At 71.7% G+C, this 11,991-nt stretch carries 7 protein-coding genes and 1 pseudogene; 4 read left to right on the forward strand and 4 right to left on the reverse strand.

Features of this window, described 5'->3' with window-relative positions:
* Nucleotides 1–502 precede the first annotated feature (502 nt).
* A pseudogene (locus tag GA0070618_RS28130) lies at nt 503–1,360 on the forward strand (DMT family transporter); the annotation flags it as partial.
* 31 nt (nt 1,361–1,391) lie between these two features.
* On the opposite strand, the gene GA0070618_RS35000 reads toward GA0070618_RS28130, so the two are convergent.
* The 4 genes from GA0070618_RS35000 to GA0070618_RS28150 all read right to left on the reverse strand — a co-directional run bounded on the left by GA0070618_RS35000 (nt 1,392) and on the right by GA0070618_RS28150 (nt 7,990).
* Nucleotides 1,392–2,291 carry a helix-turn-helix transcriptional regulator gene (locus GA0070618_RS35000; protein ID WP_088984317.1) on the reverse strand — a complete coding sequence of 300 codons (900 nt, stop codon included), beginning with the start codon at nt 2,289–2,291 and terminating at the stop codon, nt 1,392–1,394.
* Nucleotides 2,292–2,412: 121 nt separating this feature from the next.
* Nucleotides 2,413–3,807 carry an MFS transporter gene (locus GA0070618_RS28140; RefSeq protein ID WP_197701669.1) on the reverse strand — a complete coding sequence of 465 codons (1,395 nt, stop codon included), beginning with the start codon at nt 3,805–3,807 and terminating at the stop codon, nt 2,413–2,415.
* A 141-nt stretch (nt 3,808–3,948) separates the two neighbouring features.
* A complete protein-coding gene (locus GA0070618_RS28145; RefSeq protein ID WP_088984318.1) occupies nt 3,949–4,767 on the reverse strand; it encodes a thioesterase domain-containing protein in 819 nt (272 codons plus the stop codon).
* Nucleotides 4,757–7,990, reverse strand: coding sequence for a non-ribosomal peptide synthetase (locus tag GA0070618_RS28150; protein ID WP_088984319.1), 3,234 nt, complete (start codon nt 7,988–7,990; stop codon nt 4,757–4,759). The genes GA0070618_RS28145 and GA0070618_RS28150 overlap by 11 nt, the downstream gene beginning before the upstream one ends.
* A 435-nt stretch (nt 7,991–8,425) precedes the next feature.
* On the opposite strand from GA0070618_RS28150, the gene GA0070618_RS28155 reads away from it, so the two are divergent.
* The 3 genes from GA0070618_RS28155 to GA0070618_RS28165 all read left to right on the forward strand — a co-directional run bounded on the left by GA0070618_RS28155 (nt 8,426) and on the right by GA0070618_RS28165 (nt 11,984).
* Nucleotides 8,426–9,616 carry a pyridoxal phosphate-dependent aminotransferase gene (locus GA0070618_RS28155; RefSeq protein ID WP_088984320.1) on the forward strand — a complete coding sequence of 397 codons (1,191 nt, stop codon included), beginning with the start codon at nt 8,426–8,428 and terminating at the stop codon, nt 9,614–9,616.
* Nucleotides 9,617–9,743: 127 nt separating this feature from the next.
* Entirely contained in the window at nt 9,744–10,181 is a 438-nt protein-coding gene (locus tag GA0070618_RS28160) for a DUF2000 family protein (RefSeq protein ID WP_088984321.1), read from the forward strand.
* A gap of 192 nt (nt 10,182–10,373) precedes the next feature.
* Nucleotides 10,374–11,984, forward strand: coding sequence for a PhpK family radical SAM P-methyltransferase (locus tag GA0070618_RS28165; protein WP_088984322.1), 1,611 nt, complete (start codon nt 10,374–10,376; stop codon nt 11,982–11,984).
* Nucleotides 11,985–11,991: the final 7 nt, after the last annotated feature.

The following is an 11,991-nucleotide window of genomic DNA, read 5'->3' on the forward strand; positions in this document are numbered from 1 at the left end:
GGCAGCTCGTCACGGGTCGCCGCCCTGTACGGCTTCACCCGCAGCAACACGAGCCTGTCGCCTGGTCGACGCGTGGCGGGCCGGCGCGCCCCACCTGGCCGGCCCGACAGTCGCCCTGGCCCTCGCAGTGCCGCCTACCGTGCACCGGAAACACGCCGCAGCGCGCACCGAAGTCGGCGTGGTGGTACGTGACCCACGGGTGACGCGAAAGCTCGTCGCTCACTTCACCGCGCTGCTGAGCCGGCAGGGCGGCCCGCTGGAGCCGGTCCACTGAGAAGGAAATTTCGTACAAGACCCAGTACGTCCGGGAAAGTCAGTATTTGAGGATGAGAACCGGCTCCACACCCGTACGACACGACAGCACCAGCGACATGACGCGCCCGGCCAGGCGGTCCGTAGCGGCCGCCCCCGGCAGCGGCTCCGGCCCGCACGCCGACCGTACCGCCCGCCCAGCCCTTCCCCGGCAGGTGGCCCCCACCCGTAGCGGACGGGGGTGGCACCGATGACCGGAGGTGGAAGCGCGACGGTCGCCCGGACCGACAACCGGGGTGGCGTCTCCGTCGACGCGCATCTGTACCTGCTCACCACCATGGCCCTCTTCGGCAGCGCCTTCGCCAGTTCCAAGGTGGTCGTCGGTCACCTGCCCCACCAGGTCGCGGCGGTGCTGCGCTTCGGCGGCGGGGCGGTCATCCTGCTGCTGATCACGCTCGCCATCAGCCGGCGCGGCACCGGGACCTTCTCCTGGCGGGACGCGCTGCGCGCCGGGGCCGTCGGACTGCTGGGCGTCTTCGGATACAACGTCTTCTTCTTCTGGGGCCTCTCCCTCGCCCCGTCCATCGACGGCAGCGTCATCGTGCCCGTCCTCAGCCCGGTGATCACCACCGCCGTGATGCTCGTCGTCAGCCGGGAACGCCCCTCCAGCTCCCGGCTGACCGGCCTTCTGCTCGGCCTCGGCGGCGCGGTGGTGTTCTTCCTCGGCGCCGGGGTCGCCATCGACAGCCGCCGGCTCACCGGGGACCTGGTCTACCTCGCCGGCGCGGTGGCCTGGGCCGCGTACAGCATCACCTCCAAGCGGGTGCTGAACCGGATGGACCCGCTGCGGGCGACCACCTCGGGCACGGTGGTCGGCGCGCTGGCCCTGGCGGTGTTCGCGGCCCCCTCGGTCGGGGACGCCGACTGGTCGGCGGTTCCCGGGCACGTCTGGGTCAACGTCGTCTATCTCGCCGTCGGCCCGACCGCCGTGGCGTACCTCTTCTACTACCGGGGGTTGCGCGCGGTGAGCCCCACCACCGCGACGGTGATGATGTTCTCCTCACCGCTGTTCGGCATCACCTGCTCGGTGGCGTTCCTCGGCGAGTCGTTCCACGCCCTTCAGGTGGTCGGCGCCCTCATCATGCTGGTCGGCGCGCTGCTGGCGGTGGGGGGACAGTTCGTCCGCCGCGACCCGCCGGCGGCGGAACAGGTGCCGGACCGCGCCGGGGTCGCGTCGGAGGACGAGAGCCGGGACCGTACCGGCCAGGGCTGAAACCAAGGATCCGCTTGAAGTGACGGTTCAGGTGCGACTGGTCGTAGAAGCCCACCGCGGCTGCCGCCTGCCCGGCGGGGAGGCCGTCGCGCAGCAGACGTCGGGCCAGGTCGACCCGACGGGAGATCACGTACTGGTGCGGCCCGATGCCGTACTCGCGGGAGAACGCCCGGACCAGGTAGGTGGCGTTGACGTGCAGGGCCAGCGACGCCTCGCGCAGGCTGACCCCCTCGACGACCCGCTCCTCGAGCAGGTCACGGAGGCGGTGTGCGATGCGGGGGTCGGGCGGGGCGCCGGGTGGCGGTGCCTCCCGCCGATCCAGGTGCGCCCGCAGCCGCTCCGTCACGAGGGCGAGGTGGCTCTCCGCCGCCAGGTCGTCGCCCGATTCCGTGAGCAGGTCGTGTAGCTGGTCGATCCGCCGCCAGAGCAGCGGGTCGACCAGCCGGGGCCGCGCCACGGCCGGACCGACCAACCGGTCGTCGAGGTGCGACGAGTCGAGGTAGAGCACCCGTTTGCGGAACCCGTGCGGGGTCATCGGAGCGCCGTTGTGTGGCACGTGTGGCGGCAGCAGGGTCACGACCGGCCGGAACGCGTCGTGTTCCCGGCCGTCGAGGTCGTACCGGACGGCCCCGTCGTCGACGATCAGCAGCGCCCACGTGTCGTGCAGGTGCATCGGGTAGATGTGGTCGGTGAAACGGGCGTGCAGGACCTCCGTGATCCCACCGACGGAGGGCGACCACGCGCGCACATCCGGACGCTTCCGCACCCGGCCGACTGTAAACGGCGGTGGCCCGTCCCAGGCCACCGACTCCGGCCCGGGTCGGGGCGCCTCGTGGGCCGGGCCTCGCGGGCTACGAGGCGTCGACAGGCTGCGACGGGTCGGCGGGCTACGACGCGTCGGCGGGCTCGGCCGCCGGCGGGGGCATCTGGCGTAGCCGGCCGACCGGGGAGAGCAGGATCGGCACCAGCATGACGATGGCGGCGGCCGACATCACGAAGAGCGCCTGACGGACACCGATCGCGCCGCCGAGCACCCCGCCGACCGGAGCGCCGATCGCGCCGAAACCGACCATGAGCATCCGCATGGCGGCGTTCATCCGACCGAGCAGCGCGCGGGGCGTGATCGTCTGCCGGAGGCTGAGCACCACGATGTTGCCGGTCGTGACACCGCCGAACATGAGGAGGTACAGCGCGGTGTAGAGCGCCACCCGGACCGGCGGTGTCCCGCCAACCACCGGGATCAGCGCGCAGGCGGCGAAGGCGACCGCCAGCGATCCCACATAGACCCGGCCGAGCCGGAACCGGGCCAGCAGCCGGCTGGTGACGAGCGCGCCGCCGATACCACCGACCGCGCCGACCGAGAAGACGAGTCCCAGCAGGGCCGGGTCCAGGCCCTGGTCGCTGACCACGTAGACGAGGAAGAGCGACTGCACGCCGGCGGTGATGAAGTTGCAGGCGGCCCCGACCAGGGCGATGGCCCGCAGGTACCCGTCGCCGATCACCCAGCGCAGCCCCTCGCCGAGTTCGGCCGACAGCCTGCGCCGGCGGGCCGGTGCGGGCGGGACGGGCTCCCGGGTCCGGATCAGCGCCAGCGCGATCGTCGAGACGAGGTAGGAGAGCGCGTCCAGGGCCAGGGTGACCGGGGCGGTCAGCGCGCCAACCAGCGCACCGCCCAGGGAGGGGCCGGCCGCGTCGGCCGCCGAGGAGGTCGCGCCGAGCTTGCCGTTGGCCACGACGAGCTGCTTCGGGTCGCGCACCAGGACCGGGACGTAGGACATCCAGCACACGTCGAACAGGACGGTGGCGACGCCGACGCCGAAGGTGACCGCGAAGAGCGCCCAGAGGTGGAGCTGGTCGACGGTGGCGAGCAACGGGACGGCCCCGATCAGGACCAGCCGGGCGAGGTTGGCCCCGATCAGGACCGGTCGGCGGCGGCTGCGGTCCACCCACACCCCGAAGGGAAGGGCGAACAGCAGGAACGGGACGAGTTGCAGGAACCGGAGCACGCCCAGCTCCTCCGGCCCCGCGCCCAGGGTGAGGACGGCGGTCAGGGGCAGCGCCAACGCGGTGATCTGGCTGCCGAAGAGCGAGACCCCCTCGCCGAACCAGAACCGGCGGAAGTCGGCGTTGTGCCGTAGCCGCCGCGCTGGCGAGTCGGGGGTGTCGGCGGGGTCCGGCGCCGGCGCGGTGACGGCCGTCGGCGCCGGACCGCTACCGGCGGCCACCGACGCGGGGGCCGGTTGGATGCCCGGGGTGGGCGGGGGTGCGTCGGTGGTGGACACGGTGGCATCTCCAGGTTCGACGGGACGAGACGGTGGGGCCGCCGGTCCACGGTGACCGGCGGCCCCACCCGGACGATCAGGCCCGACGTGACCGGTGGCCCGCTCCGGGGGCGGTCCGGATCCGACGGTCCCGGGGGAACGTCACCCCGCCGCCGGCGTCGACCGGTCCGGGCCGGACGGGTCGACCTTGGCGAGGACCTCGGTGACGGTGGTGGCGAGTCGGGTGAGCGACTCACCGACCCAGATCGACATGTGGTCGCCCGGCACGACGTGGGTGGTGACCTGGTCGGCCCAGTCGATCCAGCGCATCCGCTCCGCCGGGGAGCGGTCCGCCCGGACGAGCTGCACCGGCCCGGGATAGCGTCCGGTCATCTGGTGGCCGATCAGCGCCTCGGTGTTGGCCCGGAAGACCGCGTAACGGGACCGCAGCACGGCCATCTCCAGGGCGTCGTCGTCGAGCTCGGCGCCGGTCGGCGGCGGGGCCGCCAGGACCCGCGCCAGCTCGGTGACCTGCTCGTCGGAGACCGCGTCGCCCCCGGTGGTCTCCATCAGGAACCGCCGCAGGATGTCCGCCTCCGGCGGGCGCTGGAACACCCTCGGCACCGGGCTGTCCATCATGATCAGCGCGCCGACCCGGACGCCGGCGGCGCGGAGCCGGAGGGCCAGTTCGAAGGCGACCAGTCCCCCCAGCGACCAGCCCAGCAGGTGCACCGGCGTTCCCGGGGCGGCCGGGGGCAGGGCGGCGAAGTGTGCCTCGACCAGTTCGGCGAGGGAGCCGACCGGCGGTCGGTCCCCCTCCAGGCCCGGCGCCTCCAGGCCGAAGACCGGCTGCTGGGCACCCAGCAGGCGGGCCAGCCCGGAGTAGCAGTACACGGATCCGCTGGCCGGGTGGACGCAGTAGAGCGGCGGCAGGTCACCCGAGGGTTGCAGGGGGACCAGGGTGGTCGGTTCAGTGGGCACGGGCGGTGCCTCCCTCCGGGTCGGTGGTCCCGGCGGCGTCCCGCGCGGCGACCAGGTCGTCGATGGCGGCGGCGATGGTGCGGACGGTCGCCGAGCCGTAGAGCAGCCGGACCCGGACGGTCACGCCGAACTCGCGGTTGAGTCGGCTGACCACCCGGGTGGCCTGGAGCGAGCTGCCACCGAGCTGGAACAGGTTCGCGTCGGCGCCGACCCGGGGCAGTGACAGCACCCCGGCGAGGATCCCGGCGACCCGGGCCTCGGTGGGGGTGGCCGGTTCCTCGAACGTCGACGCGTCGTCGAACTCCGTCACCGGCGGCTGGGGCAGCGCGTCCCGGTCGACCTTCCCGCTGGTCGTGGTGGGCAGCGTGTCGAGCACCATGACGGTCGCCGGAACCATGTACGTGGGCAGGTGCTCACCGGCGTACCGGCGCAGCTCGGCGGTGGACGGCGGGGTCGTGTCGGCGGGCACCACGTAGCCGACGATCTGGTTCTCGCCCCGGGCGTCGGGGCGCAGCGCGGTGACCGCCAGGCCGACCGTGGGGTGACCGGCCAGCACCGCCTCGATCTCGCCGAGCTCGATCCGCAGGCCGCGCAGCTTGACCTGGTGGTCGAGGCGGCCGAGGAACTCCAACTGCCCGTCGGCCGTCCAGCGCACCAGATCGCCGCTGCGGTAGACCCGGGCCCCGGGGTGGAACGGGTCCGGCCGGAAACGCGCGGCGTCGAGGTCGGGCAGGTTGAGGTAGCCCCGGCTGAGTCCCTCGTCACCGCCGATGAGCAGCTCACCGGGGACACCGACGGGGGCCAGGTCGCCGGTGGCGTCGACCACGTACACCCGCCGGTCGAGCATCGGCACGCCGATCGGTGGGCTGGACCGCCAGGTCCGGTGCGCGCACTCGTGGCTGGTGCAGCCGACGGTGGCCTCGGTCGGCCCGTAGACGTTGAGCATCCGCCGGCCGGGCAGGTTCCACCGGTTGACCAGGTCGCCCGGGGCCGCCTCCCCACCAACCATGATCTTGCGGAGGTCCGGGTAGGGCGCGGGCTCCATCAGGGCCATCATGGCCGGCGGGACGCAGATGTAGCTGACCCGCTCGGCGCGCATCAGGTCGGCGACCTGCTCCGGGCTGCCGACCACGTCCGGTGGCACCAGCACCAGCGTCGCGCCCACCGTGAGGCCGGTGAAGGTCTCCCCCTGGCACATGTCGAACGCCAGGGCGTTGAACTGGAGCATCCGGTCGTCCGGCGTCAGGTCGAAGATCCGCTGGTAGCCGGTGGCGAACGCGTTGAGCGCCCGGTGCTCGATCTGCACCCCCTTGGGACGGCCGGTCGAGCCGGAGGTGAAGAGCACGTAGGCCAGGCTGTCCCGGTCGGCCCACTCGGTCAGCGGGCCCTCCACGGCCTCGATCGCCGGCCATTCGGTGTCGAGTGCGACGGCCGTCCAGCCGTCGGCGGCCGGCAGCCGGTCGAGGAGGTCGGACCGGGTGAGCACCAGCCGCGCGCCGGTGTCCCGGATGGCGTAGTCGAGCCGGCTGGCCGGGTGGTCGGGGTCCAGCACCGCGAAGGCGGCGCCGGCCTTGAGCACGCCGAGCAGGGCGACCAGGGTGTCCAGGTCACGGCGGATCACCAGGGGGACGATCTCCTGGTGGGTGACGCCCTTCGCGCGCAGGTAGCGGGCGAGCTGGCCGGCGCGGCGGTCCAGTTCGGCGTAGGTCAGGCTCCGGCCCTCGAAGACCACCGCCGGGTGATCCGGCAGCGCGGCGGCGGTCCGGGCGATCCGCACGTGGACCGGGTCGGGGTACGGCTCGGCGCGTTCCGCCGTGCCCCAGGCGAGCAGCCGGGCGCGTTCGGCGTCACCGACCACCGGCACCCGGGAGACCGGCACGGACGGGTCGGGCAGCACGCCGGCCAGGACGGTCTCCAGGTGCCCGGCGAGCGCCTCCACCCGCCAGCGGTCGAAGAGGTCGGTGGCGTACTCGATGGTGGTCCGCACCCCGTCGGTGGACTCGACGAAGGTGACCGTGAGGTCGAAGCGGGACCGTCCGGTCGTCTGGGAGATCGGCTCGACCGTCAGGCCGGCGAGGTCCAGGTTCGCGCCGGAGTTGGCGTCCCCGAGCATCTGCACGGAGATCTGGAACAGCGGGTTGCGACCGGGGTCGCGGGTGGGGCGGACCCGCTCGACGACCCGTTCGAAGGGGACGCTGGCGTAGTCGAGGGCGTCGAGCGTCCGGTCGGTCAGCCGGTCGAGCAGGTCGGCGAAGGTGGGGTCACCGGCGAGGTCGGCGCGGAGCACGACCATGTTGGCGAAGAGCCCGACGAGCTGCTCCACCTCGGGGGTGTCCCGTCCCGTCATGGTCATCCCGAGCGGGATGTCCGGCTGGCCGGTGTAGCGGTTGACCACGATGGTCAGGGCGGCGGTCAGCACGGTGAACAGGGTGGTGCCCCGCTCCTGGGCCACCGCGCGGGCCCGCCGCACGAGCGGGGCGGGAAGCCGGACGTCGACCAGGTCGCCGTGGAAGGTCTGGGTCGCCGGTCGGGGCCGGTCGGCCGGCAGGTCCACCACGGGCACTCCGGCGAGCTGACTCTCCCAGTACCGCAGGCCGTCCTCGGTGCCCTGCTCGGTGAGTTCCTTGCGCTGCCGGACGATGTGCTCGACGTACGTGCCGCCGTCGCCGTCGGGCGCGACGGCGGGCTCCCGACCCGCCCGGTAGGCCGCGTACGCGGCGGAGAGCTCCCGGTTGACGATCCCGGTGGACCAGCCGTCGGTAACGATGTGGTGGATCGTGACGCAGAGCAGGTGTTCCCGGTCGTCGAAGCGGACGAGCCGGAACCGGTACAGCGGGCCGGCGGTCAGGTCGAACGGGGTGGCCGCCTCCTCCCGGGCGATCCGGGCCACCTGCCGGTCGCGGTCGGCGGCGTCGCCGGTGGCGACGTCGTCGACCGCGAGGGCGACCTCCGCTCCGGGTGGCGCGACCCGCTGGTAGGCCACCCCGTCGACCGGGGTCATGGTGGCCCGCAGGGCGTCGTGCCGGGCCACCACCCAGGCCAGCGCCCGGCGCAGGGCGACGGTGTCGAGGTCACCACGGAGCCGGTAGGTCAGCGGGACGTTGTAGGTCGGCTCGCCGGGTGACATCTGCTCGACGAACCAGAGCTGTTCCTGTGCGACGGCGAGGGGCAGCCGGCCGTGGCCCTCACCCCGGTCGGACCTTGCCGGGACGGTGTCCTCCATATCGGGCGACTCCTTGGTTGCGGAATGGCGTGACGCGAAACGACAGGGACCGGCCACCCCGGATCGGGGTCCGCGTCGACGACCGGGCCAGCGTGCGCGCACCGGTCCCGTCACATGTCGGCACGATGGGGAATACCGACCTGGTTGGTCGGGACGGTCAGCGTCGTGACGGTGCGGTTCCGTTCTCCGCCGGCCGGTCGCGAGCCACTGTAGAGATAGGGGACCACGCCGGGCAAGTCGTGATCGGGTCGCCGTGCCGACAGTTGTCGGAATGGCGATGAATCGCCGGCGCGCAGTTGAGTGGCGCGGCATGCCACCGGGCGACCGACCACACCCCGACACCTTTAGATTGATCAATAGATTGTGTCGGAATACCACCGAAAGTATTCTGCTGCCAGCACCGTGGGATACCGTCCGGCGACGTCAGGGGTAGACATGACGGCAACTCCGCTAGCCACCCGGCTCCGGGCCTTCTCCGGCCCGACGATCTTCACCGAGATGACCCTGCTGGCCCAGCGCACCGGCGCGGCCAACCTCGGCCAGGGGTTCCCGGACGGCGACGGCCCGCCGGCCATGTTGGCGGCGGCCCGCGCCGCGATCGACGGGGGCATGAACCAGTACCCGCCCGCGAACGGCCTGGCGGTGCTGCGGGCGGCGATCGCCGAGCGACGCCGCGCCGACCACGGGGTCGCCTACGACCCGGAGCGGGAGGTGGTGGTCACCGCGGGCGCGACGGAGGCGATCGCGGCGGCGCTGATCGGGCTCTGCGACCCGGGCGACGAGGTGATCGTCTTCGACCCGCTCTACGACTCGTACGCCGCCTGCCTGGCGATGGCCGGGGCCACCGCCGTGCCGGTCCCGCTGGAGTTCGACGGGACCCGGTTCACCTTCGACCCGGACCGGCTGCGCGCGGCGGTCGGGCCCCGTACCCGGCTGGTGCTGCTCAACAGCCCGCACAACCCGACCGGCACGGTCTTCGACCGGGCCGAACTGGCGCACGTCGCCGGGGTCTGCCGGGACCACGACCTGGTCGCGGTCACCGACGAGGTGTACGAGTACCTCACCTACGACGGGGTCACGCACGTGCCGCTGGCCGGCCTGCCCGGGATGCGGGAGCGGACCCTGACCATCTCCTCGGCCGGCAAGACGTTCAGTGCGACGGGGTGGAAGGTGGGCTGGGCCTGCGGTCCCGCACCCCTGGTCGAGGCGGTGCGGACGGTCAAACAGTTCCTCACCTTCGGCACCGGGACGCCGTTGCAGGCGGGGGTCGCCCACGCGCTGACGCACTGCGCCGACTGGGTCGGCGAGCTGCGCGACAGCCTCCAGCGCCGACGGGACCTGCTGGTCAAGGGGCTGACCGCGGCCGGCGCCCGGACCTACCCCGCCCAGGGGACGTACTTCGTGCAGCTCGACTCGCGGTCGTTCGGCTTCGCCGACGGGGTGGAGTTCTGCCGCGCGCTGCCGCACGACGCGGGGGTGGTGGCGATCCCCAGTGTCGCCCTCTACGCCGACAAGGAGGCCGGGCGGCATCTGGTCCGGTTCGCCTTCTGCAAGAGCGAGGAGCTGCTGACCACCGCCGTGGATCGGCTCGGCCGGTACGCCGCCACCCGGCGGACGGCGGGGTGAGCCGCCGGGCGGCAAGATTCTTCAAGACCTGCCGTCCGGGGACTGCCAGACTTGCGCCACGGTCCGGCCGCACGCGTGCGCAGCCGCGCGGATCCGGCCCGACGAGCAACACGAGGGGAATACAGGGTTGGACGAGAAAGACGAGCGCACGCCCGTCGTCTGGGACACCAAGATCGCAGTTGTCCTCCGGGACGATCTCGAAGGCTGGCAGCGACTCAACATCACCGCGTTCACGGTGAGCGGAATCGCCGCGACCGTCGAGAACGTCGTCGGGGAACCGTACGTCGACGGATCGGATAACACCTATCTTCCGATGTTCCGGCAGCCGGTTCTGGTGTTCGCCGCGGATGCCGAGAAACTACGGCAGATCCACGAGCGGGCACTGCGGCGAGAGGTTCCCATGGCTATTTACACGGAGGAACTCTTCGTCACCAACAACGACGAGGACAACCGTGCCGCGGTACGTGCCGTAGCCGCGGACAAACTGCGTCTGGTCGGTGTCGCGATGCGCGCCGACCGCAAGACCGTAGACAAGATCGTCAAGGGAGCGACGCTCCACCCCTGAATCGGTCGAGGCCACCGCCAGCGAGGTTCGTGGCGGTGGCACCCCGCGTCGCGCACCGGCGCGCGACGCGGACCGGCACGTCCACGACACCCGACCGGCACGTCGACACGGCACCACAGTCACACCTGATCTGACGCACAGCCACCCCCGCCGCCGCCCGGCGGTGCGCCGGGGCGTCTACCGGAGGACTGGATGTCACAGCTGGACTGCATAATCGTCGGATTCAACGAGATCGACTTCGCCGACTTCGCGCGTGCCCAACAGGCCTTCGCCGACACCTCCGGCGCGTACCGGGAGCTGCTGACCAACTCGGTCCTGCTCGGCGACCGCCGGATGACCTACATGGACCTGCTGAACGTGGTCCGGGAGCGGGAGATCGGACGACCCTCCCGGCTGAGCGCGTTCGAGATGCCCAGCCTCGGCGTGGCCTACCTGGCCAGCTTCCTGTACCGCCGGGGCTTCGACGTCGGTGTCGTCAACTTCTTCAACAAGGGTCGTGACGAGTTCGCCGCCATGCTCGCCGAGGGCCCCCGAGCGGTGGCGATCACCACCACGTACTACGTGGACGACGAGCCGATCCGGCAGATCGTGCGATTCATCCGGGAGCACGACGAGACCGTGCCGATCATCGTCGGCGGGCCCCGGATCCACAACCTCTGCACCGGTCAGCAGCCCATCGTGCAGGACGTGCTGCTCCGCGCGGTGGGCGCGGACATCTACATCAACGAACCGCAGGGCGAGAGCACCCTGGCCGGGGTACTGGCGACCCTCCGGGACGGCGGGGACCTCTCGGCCGTACCGAACCTGATCTACCGGTCCACGGCCGGCCGACCGGGGATGTCCCGCACGGCCCGCAAGCCGGAGTCGAACAACCTGGACGAGAACGCTGTCGACTGGTCCTACTTCGACCCGAGCTACTACACGCCGACCACCTACATGCGGACCTCACGGAGCTGCTCGTTCGGCTGCGCGTTCTGCAACTACCCGTCGATGGCCGGCCCTCTGACGCTCAGTGAGCTGTCCACCATCGAGCGCGAGCTGACCCACCTGCGCGAGAACGGCGTCCAGAACATGATCTTCGTGGACGACACGTTCAACGTGCCGCTGCCCCGGTTCAAGAAGATCCTGCGGATGATGATCGACCGTAAGCTCGACCTGCGCTGGGTCTCCTTCTTCCGCTGTTCCAACGCCGACGACGAGGCGTTCGACCTGATGGCCGAGGCGGGCTGCCTCGGGGTCTTCCTCGGCATCGAGTCCGGCGACCAGCAGATCCTCAAGAACATGACCAAGTTCGCCAAGACCGACCGGTACGAGTACGGCATCGAGCAGCTCACCAGCCGAGGCATGGTCACCCTCGCGTCGATCGTGCTCGGCTTCCCCGGCGAAACCGAGAAGACCGTGCGGAACACCCTCGACTTCGTCAACCGGACCCAGCCCACCTTCTTCAACGTCCAGCTCTACTACCACGACGTGCTCGCCCCGATCGAGCGGCAGCGCGAGCTGTACGGCATCGAGGGCAGCGGCTACTCCTGGAAGCACTACACGATGAGCTGGCAGGAGGCCGCGGACCGGAAGGACGACTTCGTCCGCAACGTCACCGGCTCGTCCCTGATGCCGCTGTACGGGCTGAGCATCTGGGCCATCCCGTACCTCCTCTCCAACGGCCTGACCATGGACCAGATCACCCGCTTCACCCGGGCCGCGACGGACCTGGTGGTGCAGGGACTGGACGCCGACCACGTCGACCCGGAACCGGCCATCGCGCACGTCTCCCGGGCGTTGACCGGCGTCACGGCCGGCTGAGGCACCG

The organism is Micromonospora echinospora (assembly GCF_900091495.1).
Classification (GTDB): Bacteria; Actinomycetota; Actinomycetes; order Mycobacteriales; family Micromonosporaceae; genus Micromonospora; species Micromonospora echinospora.